Genomic DNA, 19,274 nt, shown 5'->3' with positions numbered 1-19,274 from the left:
GGTGGCAGGCAGAGCGCGACCGAGTCTGCACCTTCGACCCCGAATGTGAAAGGGGCCACACCGCAAACCCCGGGATCGCTGACCCCATCCCCGAGCGGTAGCGTGACCGCCGTGGCTGCACCTCTCATCTCCCAGACGGGGCTTGTCGAGAACACCCGCGCCGTACGCACGACCATCGCCCTGAAGTTCCTGATGGCCGCCAGCGGCGTTCTCTTCATCGGATTCGTCCTCGTCCACATGTACGGCAACCTCAAGGCCTTCTCCGGCCACGAGGCGTTCAACGAGTACGCCGATCACCTCCGGGTGCTCGGTACGCCGATGCTTCCGCGCGAGGGCTTCCTCTGGGTGATGCGCGTCGTGCTGATCCTGGCGCTGGTGGTCCACGTGGGCACCGGCATGGCGCTGTGGCGCCGCGCCGCCAAGGCGCGCCCGGTCAAGTACGTCGTCAAGAAGCACACCGGCGCCATCCCTGCCGCGCGGATCATGCGGATCGCCGGCGTCTGGATCCTGGGCTTCCTGATCTGGCACCTGATCAACTTCACGATCGGCAAGGTCAACCCCGCAGGCGGCGCCACCAACGACCCGTACAACCTCCTGGTCGACGACTTCAAGACCTGGTGGAACACCGTCATCTACCTGATCTCGATGGCCTTCCTGGGTGCCCACATCCACCACGGCACGTGGAGCGCGATGCAGACGCTCGGCTGGACGGGCTCCGCCCAGTCCCGCACCCGCGCCCGCACCTTCGCCCTGGTCGTGGCCATCGTGATCGCGGGCGGCTTCTCGCTCGTTCCGCTCGGTGTCGTCTTCGGCATCATCGACTGACCGGCCTAGCAGGGAGATCAACGCAATGACCGACATGCCGGACACCACGCTCACCCACCACAACTCGCAGGACGAGCCGTCCCCGGGTGAGTACGACGACGCGAAGGGCTACTACGTCCTCGGCGACCCGATCGCCGACACCAAGGCGCCGAGCGGCCCGATCGAGGACCGCTGGCAGACCCGCAAGTTCGAGGCGCGGCTGGTCAACCCGGCCAACCGTCGCAAGCTCGACATCATCATCGTCGGCACCGGCCTGGCCGGCGGCGCTGCGGCCGCCACGCTCGGCGAGGCCGGCTACAACGTGAAGTCCTTCTGCTACCAGGACTCCCCGCGTCGCGCCCACTCGATCGCCGCCCAGGGCGGCATCAACGCGGCCAAGAACTACAAGGAGGACGGCGACTCCGTCCACCGTCTCTTCTACGACACGGTCAAGGGCGGCGACTACCGCTCGCGCGAGTCGAACGTCTACCGCCTGGCCGAGGTCAGCACCAACATCATCGACCAGTGCGTCGCGCAGGGCGTCCCGTTCGCCCGCGACTACGGCGGCCTGCTCGACAACCGCTCCTTCGGCGGCGTGCAGGTCTCCCGCACGTTCTACGCCCGCGGCCAGACCGGCCAGCAGCTGCTGATCGGCGCCTACCAGGCGATGGAGCGGCAGATCAAGGCCGGCACCGTCACGGCGTACACCCGGCACGAGATGCTCGAGGTGATCGTCGCCGACGGGAAGGCGCGCGGCATCATCGCCCGCGACATGGTCACCGGCGAGATCGAGACCCACCTCGCCGACGTGGTGGTCATCGCCTCCGGCGGCTACGGCAACGTCTTCTACCTCTCGACCAACGCGATGGGGTCCAACGTCACCGCCGCGTGGCGCGCGCACCGCAAGGGCGCCTACATGGCCAACCCCTGCTACACGCAGATCCACCCGACCTGCATCCCGGTCTCCGGCGAGCACCAGTCCAAGCTCACGCTGATGAGCGAGTCGCTCCGCAACGACGGCCGGATCTGGGTGCCGAAGAAGAAGGAGGACTGCACGAAGGACCCGCGGGACATCCCCGAGGAGGACCGCGACTACTACCTGGAGCGGATCTACCCGTCCTTCGGCAACCTGGTCCCCCGCGACATCGCGTCCCGGCAGGCCAAGAACATGTGCGACGAGGGCCGCGGTGTCGGCCCGATGGTCGGCGACTTCCGTCGTGGCGTCTACCTGGACTTCAAGGACGCCATCGAGCGCCTCGGCAGGGACGCCATCGAGGAGAAGTACGACAACCTCCTCGACATGTACGAGCGGATCACCGGCGAGAACCCGTACGAGGTCCCGATGCGGATCTACCCCGCCGTGCACTACGTCATGGGCGGCCTGTGGGTCGACTACGACCTGCAGTCCTCGATCCCGGGCCTGTTCGTGACCGGAGAGGCGAACTTCTCCGACCACGGGGCCAACCGGCTCGGTGCCTCGGCCCTGATGCAGGGCCTGGCCGACGGCTACTTCGTGCTCCCCCACACCATCCGCGACTACCTCGCGGACGGACCGTTCGAGGAGATCGACGAGTCGCACCCGGCCGTGGCCGAGGCCAAGAAGGACGTGGAGGACCGGATCGCGAAGTTCCTGTCGATCCAGGGCACCCGCTCGGTCGACAGCTACCACCGCGAGCTCGGCCACATCATGTGGGAGTACTGCGGCATGGAGCGCACGGCCGAGGGCCTGCGCAAGGCGATCGACATGATCCGCGAGCTCAAGCAGGACTTCTGGACGAACGTCAAGGTGCTCGGCGAGGCCGACACGCTCAACCAGAGCCTGGAGAAGGCCGGCCGGGTGGCCGACTTCATCGAGCTCGGCGAGCTGATGTGCATCGACGCCCTCAACCGCCGCGAGTCGTGCGGCGGTCACTTCCGGGCCGAGTCCCAGACCGAGGACGGCGAGGCGCTGCGCCACGACGACGAGTTCGCCTACGTCGCGGCCTGGGAGTGGACCGGTGAGGGCAACACCCCGGTCCTGCACAAGGAAGACCTGGTCTACACGGCCATCGAGATGAAGCAGAGGTCCTACAAGTGAGCGCGGGCGACATGAACCTCACCCTCAAGATCTGGCGCCAGGCCGGTCCGGAGGACCGCGGCGGCATCCGCACCTACGAGCTCGGGGGCATCTCCTCGGACATGAGCTTCCTGGAGATGCTCGACGTCCTCAACGAGCAGCTCAACGACGCGGGCGAGGAGCCCGTGGCCTTCGACTCCGACTGCCGCGAAGGCATCTGCGGCATGTGCTCGCTGATGATCAACGGCGAGCCGCACGGCCCCGAGGTCACCACGACCTGCCAGCTGCACATGCGCTCGTTCAAGGACGGCGACACGATCACGATCGAGCCGTGGCGCTCGGCGGCCTTCCCGGTCATCAAGGACCTCGTCGTCGACCGGGCCGCCTTCGACCGGATCATCCAGTCCGGCGGCTACATCTCGGTCAACACGGGCTCGGCCCCGGAGGCCAACGCGGTGCCGGTCCCGCGCGACCACGCGATGCGTGCGTTCAACGTGGCCACCTGCATCGGCTGCGGCGCGTGCGTGGCAGCGTGCCCGAACGGCTCGGCCTCGCTGTTCCTCGGCGCCAAGATCACCCACCTCGGTGAGCTGCCGCAGGGCCAGCCGGAGCGCTGGTCGCGCGTCGTTGACATGGTCGGCCAGCACGACCACGAGGGCTTCGGCGGTTGCACCAACATCGGTGAGTGCGCGGCCGCGTGCCCGAAGGAGATCCCGCTCGACGTGATCTCCCAGCTGAACAGGGACCTGCGGACCGCCCTCAAGTCCGGTCACTGATCCGTTCCGGAGACCCGGGTTTCGTCGTACGACGGACGCGGGTCTCCGCTACTTTTCGCCTGTGGGTGCGACGGCGATCCGGTGCTGGCTGGAGCAGCAGCACGCCCAGCTCCACATGCGCCGGTGGATGCTGGAGTTCGACCAGCCGGACGCGGAGCGTGACTTCAAGGCCCACGACGACCGTGCCGGCATCGCGGCCGCCCCCTTCGGGCTGGTGGTCGGCGTCGTCTTCACGGTGGTGTACGCCGGCATCGACGCGCTCGTCCTGCGGCATGCGCTGCTGGCGACGATGCTGATCCGGCTGTTCACGGTGGTCATGTTCCTGGGCGCCTGGGTCGCCCTGCGCCGAGTCCGGCTGGTGCGCGACCACTTCCAGGTCGGCACCGTGCTGCTGCTGACCTTCATCCTGGTCTCGCTCGGCCCGGCGCTGGCTCTGGGGGCGGACTTCCCCACCGAGTACCTGCGCACCTCGGCGAGCGTCACGCTCCTCGGCGCGATCGGGCTGCTCCGGCTGCGGATGCGGGCCGTCGACGTCATGGTCGTCGTCTACGCCGTCGTCAGCCTCACCCTGCCCGGCGTGTGGGCGGGTGTGGACGAGCTGGGATCGCACGTCGCACCGACCCTGGGCATGGCCGCGATCGCGTGGACGATCGCCTACGCGCTGGAGCGGCTGCGGCGTACCGACTTCCTGCGCCAGCGCGAGCTCGAGGAGGCACGCGCGCGGTCCGACGAGATCCTGCACAACGTGCTGCCAGCATCGATCGCCGACCGGCTGCGGACCGGGGCCGGCGCGATCGCCGACTCGGCGCCGAACGTGACCGTGCTGTTCTCCGACATCGTCGGCTTCACGCCGGTGTCCGAGACCCTCACGCCCGAGGCCCTGGTGCAGCTCCTGGACACGATGTTCCGCGAGTTCGACGAGCTGTGCGACCGACGGGGCATGGAGAAGATCAAGACCGTCGGCGACGCCTACATGGCCGTGGCCGGGCTGCCGAACCCGGACCCGGACCACGCCGCGTCCGCGGCCGAGCTCGCCCTCGACATGCAGCGCACCCTGAGCCGGCTCTCCGCCGACTGGCCCAGCCCGATCGCGATGCGCATCGGCATCGCCTCGGGTCCGGTCGTCGCCGGGGTCATCGGCCAGCGCAAGTTCACCTACGACCTGTGGGGCGACACGGTGAACACCGCCAGCCGGATGGAGTCCAGCGGCCGCCCGCACCGGATCCAGGTCGCGGAGTCCACTCACGCCCTGCTGGAGGACCGCTACGCGTTCAGCGCGCCGCAGGTGGTCGACGTCAAGGGCAAGGGGCCGATGACGACGTACTTCCTGCTGGGGGCGCTGGTCTGAGGGGCCAGGGGTCGTGGGAGGGCGGGATTTTTGCGAGCCCTTTCCCCGTGCCGTCACCCCTATGGGTCACTCCGAAGGTTTCGTAGGTCCTACGAAAGCGTCGGAGTGACCCATAGGGGTGTGGGAGGCCGCGGGGAAAGGGCTCGCAAAAATCCCGCCCTCCCACGACCCACCATTCACGAGCGGAGCGCCCGCAGCACCTTGATCCCGAAGCCCAGGAACACCAGCCCGAGGATCATGTTGATGACGATCAGCGTGATGTGCGCGGGGTAGTACCCGGCGGGCTCGACGGTCCCCTTGGCGTGCTCATCGGCGAGCGCCTTGATGAACCGACCCCAGATCACGAAGCTCCAGACGGCGACGCCGATGCAGAACCAGGCGTGCTTCTTCTCGAACTTCATACGTGGGGCCTCCGCGTGCGCTTGAGCAGTACGACGAGGGCCAGCATCGCACCCGCGCCGGCCGCGAACGGACCGGCCCTGCCGGGAGCGGGCGTCGCAGCGGTCCGGCTCACAGCGGCCCGGCTCATGGCCGCCAGGGCGGGGGCCGGCGGCACGGGCGGGACGGCCGCGGGGTTCTGGACCGAGGTCTGGGCCCAGGCCGCGGCGTACAGGGTGACCTGGGAGAAGTAGTTGATCCAGACCAGCAGGATCAGCGCGATCCCGAACGCCTGGAACGCGGGCTGACCCTTGGTCGAGGCCAGCAGCAGCGCGGAGGCCTGCTTGAGCACCTCGAAGCCCACCGCCGCGATGACCGCGCCCTGCCACAGCGCACGGCGCGGCAGCGGCGGGTGCGCGAGCAGCACGAACATGAGGAAGAACATCAGCGTGCCGGCCGCGACGCCGACGACGATCGCGAGCACGGTGACCAGCCAGCCGAGACCGCTGGCGAGGCCCAGCCTGCCGAGCAGCCAGCCCGAGGAGTGGCCGACGATGCCCGAGACGGCGACGCCGAGCAGCAGCACCACGCCCAGGACGGCCAGCGCGCTGAGGTCGCGCAGCTTGCCCATGATGAAGTTGGGACGCAGCCGCTTCGGCTCCTGGAAGACGGCGATCAGGGCGGTCTGCAGCGCGGAGAGCCAGCCCAGGCCGGCGTACAGGACACCGAACAGGCCGATCACGCCCACCGCGCCCGCGGAGTGCTCGATGTCGGCGAGCTGGATCTGGTGGTCGCCGGTGCCGACGAGACCGGGCAGCACCTGCTGGATCGCCTTGACCAGCGCGGTGTGGGCGGCGGGGACCACGCGGGCGACGTACCCGATGACGAAGAACGCGATCGCGAGCACCGGGAAGACCGACAGGAACCCGAAGTAGGTGACACCGGCGGCCTGCTGGCTGCCGTTCACCGATCCGTAGTGCTCGACGGTGCGCAGCACGTGGTCGAGGAGCGGGGACCGCTGCCGCACCTGCCCGAGACGTTCCTTGATGCCGGCCATGCCCTCGACGTTACCGACCCGACAGCTCGAAGGTCCGGGACGTCACCCAGCCGGCCGCGCCCTGGTGCACGTAGAGGTGGAACTCGCGCACGTCGAAGACGCACTCGAAGTCCGCCATGTCCTCGAACGCGCGGTCCAGCGTCGCGTCGTCGACGTGGTGGGCGACGGTGACGTGCGGGTGGTACGGCCAGTCGATGTCGATGCCCAGCGGCCCGCGGCGTACGACGTCGGCGAGGGCCTCGCACTGCGAGATGCCCTCCACCAGGCCCACGAACACCACCGGGGAGACCGGGCGGAAGGTCCCGGTGCCGCGCAGGTGCACGGAGAACGGGGCGACCTGCGCCGCCGCGTCCGCGAGGTGCTCCACGATCGGCGCCAGGTCGCGGTCGACCAGGGTCGGCGGGATCAGCGTGATGTGGGTGGGTACGCCGAGCGCGGTCGGGTCGCCGATCTCGAGCCGGTACTCCTGCAGCCGGGTCGCGGCCGGCTCCGGGATCGCGACCGCGACGCCGATCGTGGCGGTGGTGCCGTCAGCATCGGGCGTGCCGTTGCGGAACGAGCTCATCAGGCGGGCGCTCCCGGCGCGACGAAGCCGATCCGCTGGTAGACGTCGCGCAGCGTCGCCTCGGCCACCGGGCGGGCCTGCTCGGCGCCTTTGGCCAGCACCTGCATCAGGTAGTCCTGGTCGTCGAGCAGCTCGAGGGTGCGGTCGCGGAACGGGGTGACGTAGCTGAGCACCACCTCGGCGAGGTCGCTCTTGAGGGCGCCGTACCCCTGGCCGGCGTACTGCTCCTCGAGGTCGGTGATCGACTCGCCGCCGAGCGCGGAGTAGAGGCTGAGCAGGTTGCTGACACCCGGCTTGCTCTCCGGGTCGTAGCGGATCTCGCCGTCGGAGTCGGTGACCGCGGAGCGGATCTTCTTGGCCGTCACCTTCGGGTCGTCGAGCATCTCGATGATGCCGTTCGGCGAGGACGACGACTTCGACATCTTCTTGGTCGGCTCCTGGAGGTCGTAGATCTTCGCCGTCGACTTCAGGATGTAGGGCTCGGGCAGCCGGAAGGTCTTCTTGAACCGGCTGTTGAAGCGCTGCGCGAGGTCGCGGGTGAGCTCCAGGTGCTGGCGCTGGTCCTCGCCCACCGGCACGTAGTGCGGGCGGTAGAGCAGGATGTCGGCGGCCATCAGGATCGGGTAGGTGAACAGCCCGACGCTCGAGGCTCCCTCGCCGCCCTTGGCCGACTTGTCCTTGAACTGGGTCATCCGGCGGGCCTCGCCGAAGCCGGTGATCCCGTTGAGGACCCACGCGAGCTGGGCGTGCGCGGGGATGTGGCTCTGCACGAAGATCGCGGACTTGTCCGGGTCCACGCCGGCCGCCAGCAGCTGCGCCACGCTGCGCAGGGTGCGCTCACGCAGCAGCTTGGGGTCCCAGTCCACGGTGATGGCGTGCTCGTCGGCGATGAAGAAGAACGGCTCGTAGTCGGCCTGCAGGATCTGCCAGTTCCGCACGGCGCCGAGGTAGTTGCCGAGGTGGTAGCTGTCGGCAGTCGGCTGGATGCCCGAGAGGACCCGGGGACGGGCCGCTCCCTGCGGTGTCTGCTGCCCGGTGGCCGTCTCCGGCACGGGGGGCTGGGCGGTCGTGGCGGACATGGTCACCGATTCTGTCAGGCCACCTCGGCCGCCCCCAAGCGGATGGGGGTTGTGGACCGCGGTCAGGCGGCCGGCGCGGGGGTGGTACGCCGGTGCAGGGCCGCCGAGAGCAGCAGGATCAGCACGCCGACGACGCTCAGCACGACGCCCACGAGCGCGGGCGCGCGGTAACCGTAGCCGCCCGCGATGACCAGGCCTCCGAGCCAGGCGCCGAGCGCGTTGGCCACGTTGAGCGCGGCGTGGTTCATTGCGGCGCCGAGGGTCACGGCGTTGCCGGCCACGTCCATCAGCCGCAGCTGCAGGTTGATGACGAGCACCGAGCCGGAGGCGGTGACGGCGAACGCCACCGGCAGCAGCCACCAGCCGGCGGGAGCCGCCACGAAGTAGACGAGCAGGAACAGGCCGCTCGCCGCTCCCCCACCGATCAGGCTGCGGAACACCGAGATCGCCGCCAGCTCGCCCGCGAGCCAGGTGCCGACGACCATGCCGAGACCGAGGGCGAGCACGAACAGCGGGACGGTTCCGGTGGCGAGCCCACCGACCTCGGTCACGGTCTTGGCGACGTAGGAGTAGACGGCGAACAGGCCGCCGAACCCGACGGCACCGGCCGCCATCGTCAGCCAGACCTGGCCGTTGGTGAAGAACTCGCGCGCCTCCGCCCGGCCACTCGCGGTCGCGTCACCGCCGACGCTGGGCACGACGGCGAGGATGCCGAGCACGGTCAGGACGGCGAGCCCCGCGCCCGTGAAGTACGTCGCCCGCCAGCCGACGTTCTCCCCCAGCCAGGTGGCGAAGGGAACGCCGACCACGTTCGCGACCGACAGCCCGAGCATCACGCCCGCGACCGCCCGCCCGCGACGTTCCGGAACGACGAGGCTGGCGGCCACGAGGCTCGCCACCCCGAAGTAGGCGCCGTGCGGCAGTCCGTCCAGGAAGCGGGCCAGGGCCAGCACCGGGTAGCTGGACGCGAGGCCGCTGAGCACGTTGAAGGCGGCGTACGCCGTCATCAGGCCCACGAGCATCGCCCGGCGCGGCAACGCGGCGCCGAAGAACGCCAGGATCGGTACGCCGACCACGACCCCGAGTGCGTACGCCGAGATCACGTGGCCCGCCGTCGGGATCGAGACGTGCACGCCGTGCGCGACCTCGGGCAGCACGCCCATCGTCATGAACTCGGTCGTGCCGATCGTGAAGCCGCCCAGCGAGAGGGCCAGGATGGCGAGCGCCGGTCGGGCGGTCGTGACCTGCACGGGGTCGGGGGTCGTCTCGATCGCGGTGGTCACTGAGGCGGCAACCCGGGGCCGCCGGCAGGTATTCCTAGCCCCACCAGAACGAGGCGGCGACCACGGCGTACACGCCGATCAGCGAGGCGCCCTCGATCCAGTTCGACTCCCCGTCGATCGTGATGAACGCGGCGATCAGCACGGCCAGGAACACCGCGACCACCAGGGCCGGCGAGAAGACCAGGGTCAGTGCGGTGAAGCCGAGCACGCTGGACAGGATGACCAGCAGCGGCGCGAGCACCAGGGCGATCTGCAGCGGGCTGTTGATAACGATCTGGAAGGCGTACTCGGACTGGTTGCGGGCGGCGAGCTGCAGGCCCACCACATTCTCGATGGCGTTGCCGGCGATGGCGACGATGACGAGACCGGCGAAGGTCTCGTTGATGCCCCACGAGTTCATCGCCGGGGTGAGCGCGGACACGAACCAGTCCGACACGAACGCGGCGAGCAGCCCGGCGATCGCGAGCATCCCGACGGCCAGCCACACCGGCCAGCGCGGCGCCTCGTGCGCAGGAGCGTCCTCGTCGGCGTCGGCCATGCCCGTGGAGTTGTCCTTCTTCAGCGAGGCCGGGAGGGTCAGCGCGAACAGGCCCAGCAGCACCACCGAGATGATGATCGACAGCGCCTGCTCGTGGCTCGCGGCGCCCTGGCCCGCCTGCCCGAAGGGCTCGAGCTTGGTGAGCGACGGGAACACCATCGCGGTCACCGCGACGATCATCAGCACCGCGATCGTGCGCGCCCGACCCGAGTCGATGCTCTGCGAGCCGTGCTTGAGGCCACCGACCACGAACGCCGCGCCCATCACCAGCAGCAGGTTGCTCAGGATCGACCCGATCAGGGCGGCCTGGACCACCCCGACGAGCCCGGACTTGAGGGCGAACAGGCAGATGAACAGCTCCGGCAGGTTGCCCAGCGCGCTCTGCAGGACGCCCGTGGCGCCCGGCCCGAACCGGTCGCCGAGCTGCTCGACGCTGAGGCCGACCACGCTCGCGAGCAGCGCGACGGCGATCGCCGCGACGACGAAGGCCAGCCAGCCCGGCCAGCCGGCGTAGTGCGCGACGCCGGCGAGCACCGTCGCGACGGCTCCGCCACCGAGCTGGATCAGGTCGCTGCGGACGAACATCGGCGTGGTCTGCGTGGTCCCCGGGGTCACGCGGGGCACGTTAACGGATCAGCGCGGCGTGACGGTGACGCTGACCTTCGCGCTGCCCGCGTCCTGGGCGACGACCAGCTGCCGGGCGTCCGGGGCCGAGACGACCTGGCCACCGGTGACGGCGACGTCGTACCCGTCCGGATAGACGTACGCCGGCGTGGAGATCACCGTGCGCGCGCCGGCCGGGAAGCTGCCGAACGTGCCGTAGCGCGCCGTCGACCAGGTGGCGGTGAAGGTCCTCGTCGCCCGGTCGAAGTGGTACGCCGTCGGCGTGCCCGCCGTCAGCTCGGGATAGGGCGTCACCAGGGCCGACATCTTGGCCCAGTCGACGTTGGCACCGGTCGGGGCCTTCGTCGGATCGAGGACGATCGCCTGCTCGTCGCCGGGACCGGTCGTGGTCGGGTCGTCGCAGCCGCAGTAGGCCCAGTACATCCAGCCGGTCAGGTGCTGGTCGGCGAGCCCGGCCACGCCGGTCAGGGTCGGCTGGTCCGTCGTCGCGCCGAACTCGGTGAGCAGCGGCGTCGCGCCGGCGGCACCGCTCGTCGACGCGGCGTTGCCCCAGGTCAGGTTGTTCGTGACGTCGCAGACCAGCTGCCCGACGGGGCCGCCTGCGGAGCCCACCTCCGCTGTCACGCAGTAGTCGTGGAAGGAGAAGCCGAGGTTGCTGCCGCTCGGGTGGACGTAGCTGGCGATGCCGTCGCCGAACAGCGTGTTCGGCTCGAAGTAGATCGGCGTGGCCGGGTCGACGGCCCGAATCGCGGTGACCATCTTCTGCTCGGCCGCCTGCAGCTGCAGGTCGAGCAGCGGGCAGCCGAGCGGGATGCAGGTCGCGTAGAGCGTGCCCGGCCACGGCTCGTTGTAGAGGTCGAAGCCCATCACCCCCGGGGTCTGCCGCAGGTACGACGCCACGTGGGCCCAGGCAGCGGCGTACCTCTCCTGCAGGCCGACCCCGCCCGGCCCGGGCGCGTCGGCGTAGAAGCTGTCGAACGCCCGGTTCAGCGCCAGGTTCGCGAAGTAGCTGCCGGGGAAGCCGGCCTGCGGGAGGTTCGGCAGGCCGCCGTCCAGGACCGCCCAGTCGGGCGCACCCTCGCCCTGGAACCTCTCGTTCCACATGTCTTGGTGGAAGTCGACCAGGCTCGCGATCCGGTAGGAGTCGAGCAAGGCCACCTCGCGCCGGATCTCGGCGAGGTAGGCGTCGTCGTACACGCCGGGCCGCGGCTCGACGGCCTTCCAGATGACGCCGAGCCGGACGCTGGTGAAGCCGTGGGCGCGGAGGAAGGCAGCGTCTTGCGCGTCGAAGCCCGCCGCGTTCGCGGAGTACGGCGCCCGCTTGTCGACCATGTTCACGCCGTGGGTGATCTCGACGCGACCGTCCGGCGCCGTGACGAACCTGCCGTGGGCGGTCGGACGGGGCGCGGGCGGCGTCGTACCGCTCGCCGGGGGCTCGCCGCCGACGACCGCGAGCGCTGCCACCAGCCCGAGGGCCGCGGCCACCAACGAGAACCTGTTCCACTTCCGCATGGCGGACACGATCGCCCGCGCCTGGGGCCACGTCAAGCACCACGGACCCGCGTGATGCCGCCGACGTCCCCCAGCACGCCGACGGCATCCGCCGACCCCGAGGTCGGGCTCACCCGAGCACGCCGCCGCGCCCCACACACCGGGCAGTTCTCGAGGAGCCGTACGTCGGCAACGCTAGGGAAGCCGCAGAGCGCGGCGATACCGTGCTAGCCCCAGACCTGCCGACGTCAGAGAACCGTGTGTGCGCCCCGCAGCCACGCGATGACCGCGGCGACCCGACGGTTGGTCTGCGAGTCGTCGACGAGACCCAGCTTGGCGAAGATCGTCGCGCTGTAGGCCTCGATGGTGCGCACCGTCAAGGAGAGCTCCGCGGCGATGCCGGCGTTCGACCGCCCCTCGGCCATCAGCTGCAGCACCGCGCGCTCGCGGTCGGTCAGGCGCTCGAGGTCACCTCGCCGCGGCGGCTGACCGATCAGCGCCTCGACGACGTCCGGATCGATGACGCACTCGCCGACCGCGATCCGCTGGAGCACGTCGAGCAGGGCGCCCACGTCGGTCACGCGGTCCTTGAGCAGGTAGCCGATGGCGTGGTCGGAGATGGCGAGGACGGCGGCGGCGTACGTCGACTCGGCGTACGTCGACAGGATGAGGATCCCGATCTCCGGGTGGCGGTCACGCACGACCGACGCCGCTCGGATGCCCTCGTCGGTCTCGGTGGGAGGCATCCTGATGTCCATCAGCACCAGGTCGGGGGCGACCCGCTCCAGGGACTCGAGCAGCTCCTCCGCCGAGCCGCACACGGCGATGACCTCGACGCCGGCGGCCTGCAGCTGGAGAACCAGCCCGTCGCGGAACAGCGCGCTGTTCTCGGCGATGGCTACTCGTAGGGCAGGTACGCGGTCAGGCACGTGCCGCCTCCTTCCTCCGACTCCAGCACGAGGGAGCCGCCGAGGGCCGTGACCCGGTCCCGGAGGCCGAGGAGCCCCGAGCCGTCCGCGGCGTCGGCACCCCCGATCCCGAAGTCGCGCACCACGACCACGACCGTACCGGCGCCGTCGCGGACCTCGACCTCGGCCCGGTCGGTCCGCGCGTGCTTCACGACGTTGTTGAGGCCCTCGCAGATGACGAAGTACGCCGTCGCCTCGGTGGCCATCGGCCACCGACGGCCCGGCACCGAGCTGGTGACGAGCACCGGCAGCCGCTCCGCGGCACTCTCGACCGCCGCGGCGAGACCGCTCTGGGTGAGCACGGCGGGCAGGATGCCGCGGGCGAGGTCGCGCAGCTCGGCGATCGCCTCCTGGACGTGACCTGCCGCCGCGGCGGCCAGCCCGCGGGTGTGCTCGTCGGGAGCGGCGTGGATGACGCGGTCGAGGCTCATCCCGAGCGCCAGCAGCCGCTGCTGCACCCCGTCGTGCAGGTCCCTCTCCAGCCGCTTGCGCTCGGCCAGCTCCGCCTCGGCGAGCCGCGTGCGGGAACGCCGCAGCTGCCCCATCGTCGCGGCGTTCTGCAGGGCCAGGCGGACCGCCGCCGCGCTCGCGTCCACGAGCTGTCCGTGCCGTGCCACCGAGGCATCGGTGACGATCGCCGCGAGCGGCGAGCCGTCCTCGGCGTCGACGGCGACCACCAGGCGGGCCGCGTCCGCGGCCGGGTCCTGGCGCTGGCCGGACGCCGTCCGCCAGTGCCCCTCCTCGGCACCCCACACGAACAGCGTCAGGTCCGGGTCGGACAGGGTGGTCGCGAGGGACGCCTCGATCTCCGCGGGCGTGCTGGAGGCCCGCACCTGCAGCAGCAGGTCCCCCACCGCGCCGCGGGCGGTCCGCATCGTCAGGGCGGCGTAGATGAACCCGGCCGGCACCGCGAGCAGACCGACCTGCTCGACCACGAGCACACCGAGGCCCTCGAGGTTCTGGCCGCTGAACACGGAGACCACGTGCCCGGCGACGGCGAACGTGGCACCGATCGCGGCGAAAACGACGGGCGCGAGCTCGTGACGCGACAGCCCCTTGCTGTGGGTCAGCCGCCACCCCATCAGGCCGATGAACCAGGCCGCCAGCACCAGGATGTAGGCGTTGCCGAGCATCAGCCCGAGGTCCGCCACCCGGGTGGGCAACGGCAGCGCCGGCCACCAGCCGCGGCGGAGCCGCTCCGGGGTGACGGTCACGGTCAGCCTGGTCACGACGAGCACGCCGATGGCGGCCCGCGCCCAGCGGCGCCCCCGTGGCGACAGCCGCGGACCGGGGAACCGGACAAGCACGACCGCCAGCATCGCCCCGGCCAGCGGGCCCGCGATCCAGCTCATCAGCGGGAACGGCGAGTCGTCCAGGAACCGCAGGTGCTCGATGGCCAGGCACCCGGCGACCAGGCACAGCAGCGTGGCGTTGCCCCGCTGCACCTCGTCGTCGGCCAGCAGCGCGGCCGCCAGGGCCAGCAGGGCGATGAGCGCTCCCTCGAGCACCCCGATCAGGGGGTGGGCGGTGTCGCGGGGCTCGAGCAGGACGGTCAGTGTCGACGCACCGACGAGCGCGGCCAGGGCCCATTGCCGCCACGGCGCACCCGTGCCCCGCTCCGTGGTCCCCACGGAGCGCAGGCTAGTGGTCGGCGGGACGGCCTCACACCGAGATGACCACAATTTTCCCCGGCGATCAGCCGGCGAGGTGGCTCCAGTCGGCGGCGAGCTCGCTCCACGGCCCGACCGCCGCGATCTCGCCGTCGACGAGGACGACGACCCGGTCCGCCTGCGCGAGGGCGGCCCGTTTGGAGGTCGCGCCGATGACGGTCGTGCGACGGGCGCGCAGCGCCGACCACAGCTCGATCTCGGTCGCCGCGTCCAGCGCGCTGGACACGTCGTCGGCGAGCAGCAGCTCGGGATCGGCGGCGAGGGCGCGCGCCAGCGCGAGGCGCTGGACCTGCCCGCCGGACAGCCGTACGCCGCGGTGCCCGATGACGGCGTCCGCGCCGCCGGCCTCGATGACGTCCTCGGTCAGGCGTGCCGCCGCCACCGGCCCGTCGAACGCACGCTCGTGCCCGAGCAGGACGTTGTCGCCGAAGGTGCCGGACAGCACGCGCGGGACCTGCGCGACGTGGGCGACCTGGCTGGGACGCAGGAACACCTCGGGGTCGGCGACGTCCTCGCCGTTCCACCGCAGCGCGCCGCGGTGGTCGATCAGGCCGGACAGCGAGGACAGCAGGCTCGACTTCCCGGAGCCGACCTGGCCGACGAGGAGCACCAGCTCGCCCCGCTCGACGGCGAGGTCGAGCGCCCCTGCGCCGAGCGTGCCGTCGTGGTGGACGGCGGAGTAGCCGGCGAGCTCCAGTCGTTGCAGCGGGACGCGCCGGGGCGCGATCGGGTCGGGCGCGGCTCCGGTGACGAGGTCGACGCCGGCGGGCAGCGCCATCAGGTCGACGCCGCCCGCGAAGCCGGAGGTCGCCTGCTGCCACGCACGCACGCCCGGCGCCTCGGTCACGACCGCGCCGGCGACGCGCCCGAACCAGTCGAATCCGTTCACGGCGGTCGCGACGAGCAGGGCGGTCGCGAGCCCCCAGACGCCGCGCAGGTACAGCGCCCAGGCGGCGACGACACCGACCTGCACCATCACGATGGGGACGCCGTCCAGCACCGCCTGCACGCGGTGCTCGAACACGGCGGCGTCGACGCGGCCGCTGTCGACGCGGCGGAGGTGAGCGTGCACCTGCGGGGTGCGGCCCGCGAGCTTGACGGTCCGGGCGGACTCGACCGCCGACACCACCGCGCGGCCGAAGCGGGCGCGGGCGGCCGAGGAGCGCGCCGCCGACCGGCCCGCGATCGGCCGGCCGATGGAGGACGCCACGGCGCTGCTCGTCATCACCACCAGGAGCACCGCCCCGGCCAGCCAGGTGCCGCCCGCGACCATGGTGATCGCGGCGATCAGGAGGCCGTTGACGAAGTCGACCCAGCGGTCGGCGTACCGCGCGTAGCGGTCGGCGTCCATCGACCGTGCGACCACCTCACCCGGTGGCGTGCGCGGCAGCCGGTGGCCACGGACCTGCCCCAGCAGCACGTTCATGCGCACCCGGAGCATGACCTCGATCCACCAGCGCGGGTAGCGTCGGAAGGCGTCGGCCAGCAGCACCGGGGCGAACAGTAGCGACGCGACCAGGAGCGCGACCAGGGCGGCGGTCGACTGGCCCGCCTCGAGCCGCTCGACGACCTTGCCCCAGACGAAGCCGGTGAGGGCGCCCAAGGGCGCGAAGATCGTGCCGCCCAGGAACAGCACGACCGACCAGGCGCCCCACCAGGGCCGGACCCAGAGCGCGTGCCAGGTGCCGCGGGCGAGCGAGGGACCGGTGCCGACCTCGGGTCGCTCGGGAGGCGCGCCGGTACGCCGCCGGCCACCCACGCCGCCGTCGAGGAGGGCGACCGGGTCGGCGCCGTCGATCCCGTCCACGTCGGCGAAGCCGGCCGTGTCGCTCGCGGCCAGCAGCCGGCGGAACGGGCCGTCGGCGAGCGCGAGCTCGTCACGGGGACCGTGCTGGACGACGCGGCCGTGGTCGAGCACGGCGACGGCCTCCGCGCGCTCGATGGTGCTCAGCCGGTGGGCCACCAGGATGCCGGTGCGGCCGCTGAGCAACCGGTCGGCGGCCGCGACCACGCGCGCCTCGGTGACCGGGTCCATCCGCGCGGTCGCCTCGTCCAGCACGACCAGCTGGACGTGCCGGACCAGCAGCCGGGCGAACGCCACCAGCTGCTCCTCCCCCGCCGACAGCGTGGTGCCACCCGGCCCGAGCAGGGTGTCGAGGCCCGCCGGCAGGCCGGCGACCCAGTCGGTGAGGCCGAGCTCGTCGACGGCGGCCTCGACCTCGTCGCGCGGGACCGGCGCGAAGAGCGTGATGTTGTCGGCCAGCGTGCCGGCGAGGATCTCGGTGCGCTGCGTGACGACGCCGACCCGGCGCCGCAGCTCGTGCAGGTCCAGGGTGGTGACGTCGGCGCCACCCAGGAAGACCGTGCCCGGGCTCGGCTCGGAGGCACGGGACAGCAGGGAGGCGAGCGTCGACTTGCCGGAGCCGGTCCGGCCGACGAGGGCGAGCGTGTGCCCGGCCTCGACGTACAGGTTGACGTCGCGGAGCGCCAGCCTGCCCTCCTCGTAGCCGAAGTCGAGGTGGCGGATCCGCAGGTCGAGCGCGCCGGCCGGCACCGCCTCACCCCCGACCGGCTCGGCCTCGACCGCGAGCAGCTGGCGCAGCCGCAGGACGGCGCCCAGCCCCGCCTGGATGTCGGGCAGCTGGTGGGCGAGGTTGTTGATCTGGCCGACGAAGATCGAGGTGACCAGGAAGAGGGTCACCAGCCGCGCGACGCCGAGGTGGTCGCCGCTGACGAGCAGCACGCCGGAGATCGCGATGATCGCCAGCAGCCCGTTGAGCAGCATCCCGACCACGATCGCCAGGCGCGCCTCGAGCCGGAGCACCCGCAGGAACTTCGCGTGCACGTCGGCGGACAGCTCCGCGAGGCGTCGTACGACGAAGGGCTGGCCCAGGCTCGTGCGCAGGTCGTCGCGCCCGGCGACGCCCTCCTCGAGGGCGGCGGCGTGGTCGGTCCAGGCCGCCTCCTCCACGACCTTGCGACGCGCGATCTCGGCCAGCGCCGGGCGCATCACCGTGGCCGTGACCACGCCGACGACCGGGAACAGCAGGAACGCCGGCCACCAGGTGAACCCGGCGACCAGCCACATCGGGACGACCGCGAAGCCGGTGCGCATCGCCATCCAGAACTGCTGGCGCAGCAGCGTGCCGACCTCGTGGGTGTCGTCGTCGACCCGGTCGAGCACCTCCCCCACGGCCTGCTCGGTCAGGTGCGCGAGCGGCTGCTGCAGGGCGGCGCTGAGCAGGTCGCCGCGCAGCCTCCCCTCGGCGCGGTCGACCACGCCCGCCCACACCACGCGGCCGGTCGTGTCGATCGTCGCGGCGCCCACGACGCACCCGGCGAGGAGGGCGAGGAGGGCGCCGGTGGGATGCGACGCGATCCGGCCGGCCACCACCGTCCCGAGCGCCTGGCCCACGGCGGCGAGCGCGACGGCCACGACGGCGAACCCCGCGGCCGGGCGGCGCAGCCGGCGCCAGTCGACCCGCCGGCTCGGGTCGGGGACGACGGCATCGGCGGCCGGGGCTGCCCGGGTCAACGTCGTCGTCACTCCGACGAGAGTAGTTGCCGTCGCCGACAACTTCCTCCGGATTATCTGCGGCCGGATGTCACAGGTGCTTGAGGGCCTCGCGCCTGCTCAACGGGCTGAGCTCATGGCCCGCCACGAACGCGCGGACCCAGTCGGGATGGTGGCGGGCGGCGTCGCGCAGCGCCCAGCCGATCGCCTTGCGGAGGAAGAACTCCCGATCGGTGAGGTTCGGCTCGATGGTCGCGGCGAGCACCTCGCGGTCGAGCCGGTCGCGACGGCCGAGCTGGCCGATGATGGCCAGGCGGCGCACCCAGAAGTCGTCGTCGACCGCCCATCGGCGTACCAGCACGGCGGTGGCGACGGGGTGCGCGTCGTGCAGGGCGGCGACGCGGTGCGCGAGCCCGTCGACGTGGTCCCACCAGGCGCCGGTGCGGGCCATGTGCTCGAGCTGGGGCACCAGGGTCCAGTCGCCGCGGAGCGCGCGCTGGGCGAGCAGCTCGCTCGCGGCGTACCTCTCCTCGCGGTGGGTGGCCTCGTCCCACAGCTCCAGGCTCGCGGCCGCGAGAGCGGGCCCGTCCCTCGCCGTGCCCGCGTCACGAACCTGGGCGTTCACGATCCGCCGCACCCCCGGCACCCGTACGCCGAGGAAGGGCATCTCCGACTTCATGTACGCCTGCTGGGCCGGGGCCAGCGATGGGTCCGCCGCGGCCCGGAGCGCCGCCCGGACGAGCTCGACGAGTTCGGTCACCCGCGGAACCTATCCGCCCGAGGCTCCGGTCGTGGAGCCCCGCACGGTCCAGCACGTGATCGTTCGCATGACCGCGATCGACGGGCGAGCTCGAGGCGAGCGACGGCGCATCGGTCTTCAACGCGATCTACCTCCGCGTCACGGGCGACGCCGCGTGGGCCACCGTGTGGCTGCTCCGGGAGATCCGCGGCAGCTCGTTCCTCACCGGCTTGCAGCACGACGCGCTGGCCCGCGCGGTCGGGCTGGGGTCGCGGCTCCTGCTCACACCGGCCTGGTGACGCCGACGGCCCCCGCTCGGTGAGCGGGGGCCGTCGTAGGTGCGAGGCGGCCTCGGTCTCGATACGACCCGCTGCAGCCTCGCAA

General features: G+C 71.6%; 15 protein-coding genes. 4 read left to right on the top strand and 11 right to left on the bottom strand.

Annotated elements, in window-relative coordinates; all coding sequences use genetic code 11:
* Nucleotides 1-111: 111 nt before the first annotated feature.
* The 4 genes from ACYVAQ_RS00760 (at nt 112) to ACYVAQ_RS00745 (ending at nt 4,984) form a co-directional block, all read left to right on the top strand.
* Nucleotides 112-825 carry a succinate dehydrogenase cytochrome b subunit gene (locus ACYVAQ_RS00760; protein ID WP_460786502.1) on the top strand — a complete coding sequence of 238 codons (714 nt, stop codon included), beginning with the start codon at nt 112-114 and terminating at the stop codon, nt 823-825.
* Between the two features lie 34 nt (nt 826-859).
* Nucleotides 860-2,881 carry a fumarate reductase/succinate dehydrogenase flavoprotein subunit gene (locus tag ACYVAQ_RS00755; RefSeq protein WP_460786708.1) on the top strand — a complete coding sequence of 674 codons (2,022 nt, stop codon included), beginning with the start codon at nt 860-862 and terminating at the stop codon, nt 2,879-2,881.
* Nucleotides 2,882-2,892: 11 nt separating this feature from the next.
* Nucleotides 2,893-3,636: a succinate dehydrogenase/fumarate reductase iron-sulfur subunit gene (locus tag ACYVAQ_RS00750; protein WP_460786707.1), complete on the top strand. Its 744-nt coding sequence runs from the start codon at nt 2,893-2,895 to the stop codon at nt 3,634-3,636.
* A 61-nt stretch (nt 3,637-3,697) separates the two neighbouring features.
* Nucleotides 3,698-4,984: an adenylate/guanylate cyclase domain-containing protein gene (locus ACYVAQ_RS00745; protein ID WP_460786501.1), complete on the top strand. Its 1,287-nt coding sequence runs from the start codon at nt 3,698-3,700 to the stop codon at nt 4,982-4,984.
* A gap of 176 nt (nt 4,985-5,160) precedes the next feature.
* Here ACYVAQ_RS00745 and ACYVAQ_RS00740 read toward each other — a convergent pair whose 3' ends face one another.
* From ACYVAQ_RS00740 to ACYVAQ_RS00690, 11 genes are all read right to left on the bottom strand, one after another.
* Nucleotides 5,161-5,385: an SCO4848 family membrane protein gene (locus tag ACYVAQ_RS00740; RefSeq protein ID WP_460786500.1), complete on the bottom strand. Its 225-nt coding sequence runs from the start codon at nt 5,383-5,385 to the stop codon at nt 5,161-5,163.
* Nucleotides 5,382-6,419, bottom strand: a complete 1,038-nt coding sequence (locus ACYVAQ_RS00735) for a YihY/virulence factor BrkB family protein (RefSeq protein WP_460786499.1) — start codon at nt 6,417-6,419, stop codon at nt 5,382-5,384. The genes ACYVAQ_RS00740 and ACYVAQ_RS00735 overlap by 4 nt, the downstream gene beginning before the upstream one ends.
* Nucleotides 6,420-6,429: 10 nt before the next feature.
* Nucleotides 6,430-6,984 carry a 2'-5' RNA ligase family protein gene (locus tag ACYVAQ_RS00730; RefSeq protein WP_460786498.1) on the bottom strand — a complete coding sequence of 185 codons (555 nt, stop codon included), beginning with the start codon at nt 6,982-6,984 and terminating at the stop codon, nt 6,430-6,432.
* Nucleotides 6,984-8,063, bottom strand: a complete 1,080-nt coding sequence (trpS, locus tag ACYVAQ_RS00725) for a tryptophan--tRNA ligase (protein WP_460786497.1) — start codon at nt 8,061-8,063, stop codon at nt 6,984-6,986. The genes ACYVAQ_RS00730 and trpS overlap by 1 nt, the downstream gene beginning before the upstream one ends.
* Before the next feature lie 62 nt (nt 8,064-8,125).
* The gene (locus ACYVAQ_RS00720; RefSeq protein WP_460786496.1) at nt 8,126-9,346 is read right to left on the bottom strand and encodes an MFS transporter; all 1,221 of its coding nucleotides are present in this window, start codon (nt 9,344-9,346) and stop codon (nt 8,126-8,128) included.
* Between the two features lie 34 nt (nt 9,347-9,380).
* A complete protein-coding gene (gene cax, locus ACYVAQ_RS00715; protein ID WP_460786495.1) occupies nt 9,381-10,499 on the bottom strand; it encodes a calcium/proton exchanger in 1,119 nt (372 codons plus the stop codon).
* Nucleotides 10,500-10,517: 18 nt separating this feature from the next.
* The gene (locus ACYVAQ_RS00710; protein ID WP_460786494.1) at nt 10,518-12,020 is read right to left on the bottom strand and encodes a cellulase family glycosylhydrolase; all 1,503 of its coding nucleotides are present in this window, start codon (nt 12,018-12,020) and stop codon (nt 10,518-10,520) included.
* A gap of 227 nt (nt 12,021-12,247) precedes the next feature.
* Nucleotides 12,248-12,928, bottom strand: coding sequence for a response regulator (locus tag ACYVAQ_RS00705; protein ID WP_460786493.1), 681 nt, complete (start codon nt 12,926-12,928; stop codon nt 12,248-12,250).
* Nucleotides 12,898-14,598, bottom strand: coding sequence for a sensor histidine kinase (locus ACYVAQ_RS00700; RefSeq protein ID WP_460786491.1), 1,701 nt, complete (start codon nt 14,596-14,598; stop codon nt 12,898-12,900). Before ACYVAQ_RS00700 ends, ACYVAQ_RS00705 begins: the two co-directional genes overlap by 31 nt.
* Nucleotides 14,599-14,662: 64 nt before the next feature.
* Nucleotides 14,663-18,184, bottom strand: coding sequence for an ATP-binding cassette domain-containing protein (locus ACYVAQ_RS00695; RefSeq protein WP_460786490.1), 3,522 nt, complete (start codon nt 18,182-18,184; stop codon nt 14,663-14,665).
* Between the two features lie 58 nt (nt 18,185-18,242).
* The gene (locus tag ACYVAQ_RS00690) at nt 18,243-18,911 is read right to left on the bottom strand and encodes a DNA alkylation repair protein (protein ID WP_460786489.1); all 669 of its coding nucleotides are present in this window, start codon (nt 18,909-18,911) and stop codon (nt 18,243-18,245) included.
* Nucleotides 18,912-19,274 lie beyond the last annotated feature (363 nt).

This window comes from Nocardioides maradonensis (genome assembly GCF_054777115.1).
This window is presented reverse-complemented; position numbering and strand designations above follow the sequence as displayed.

Bases quoted from the DNA above. Each gene is read 5' to 3' on its own strand.
- ACYVAQ_RS00750 (WP_460786707.1), top strand. From the start codon at position 2,893: ATGAACCTCACCCTCAAGATCTGGCGCCAGGCCGGTCCGGAGGACCGC.
- ACYVAQ_RS00710 (WP_460786494.1), bottom strand. From the start codon at position 12,020: ATGCGGAAGTGGAACAGGTTCTCGTTGGTGGCCGCGGCCCTCGGGCTG.
- trpS (WP_460786497.1), bottom strand. From the start codon at position 8,063: ATGTCCGCCACGACCGCCCAGCCCCCCGTGCCGGAGACGGCCACCGGG.
- ACYVAQ_RS00740 (WP_460786500.1), bottom strand. From the start codon at position 5,385: ATGAAGTTCGAGAAGAAGCACGCCTGGTTCTGCATCGGCGTCGCCGTC.
- ACYVAQ_RS00755 (WP_460786708.1), top strand. From the start codon at position 860: ATGCCGGACACCACGCTCACCCACCACAACTCGCAGGACGAGCCGTCC.
- ACYVAQ_RS00735 (WP_460786499.1), bottom strand. From the start codon at position 6,419: ATGGCCGGCATCAAGGAACGTCTCGGGCAGGTGCGGCAGCGGTCCCCG.
- ACYVAQ_RS00730 (WP_460786498.1), bottom strand. From the start codon at position 6,984: ATGAGCTCGTTCCGCAACGGCACGCCCGATGCTGACGGCACCACCGCC.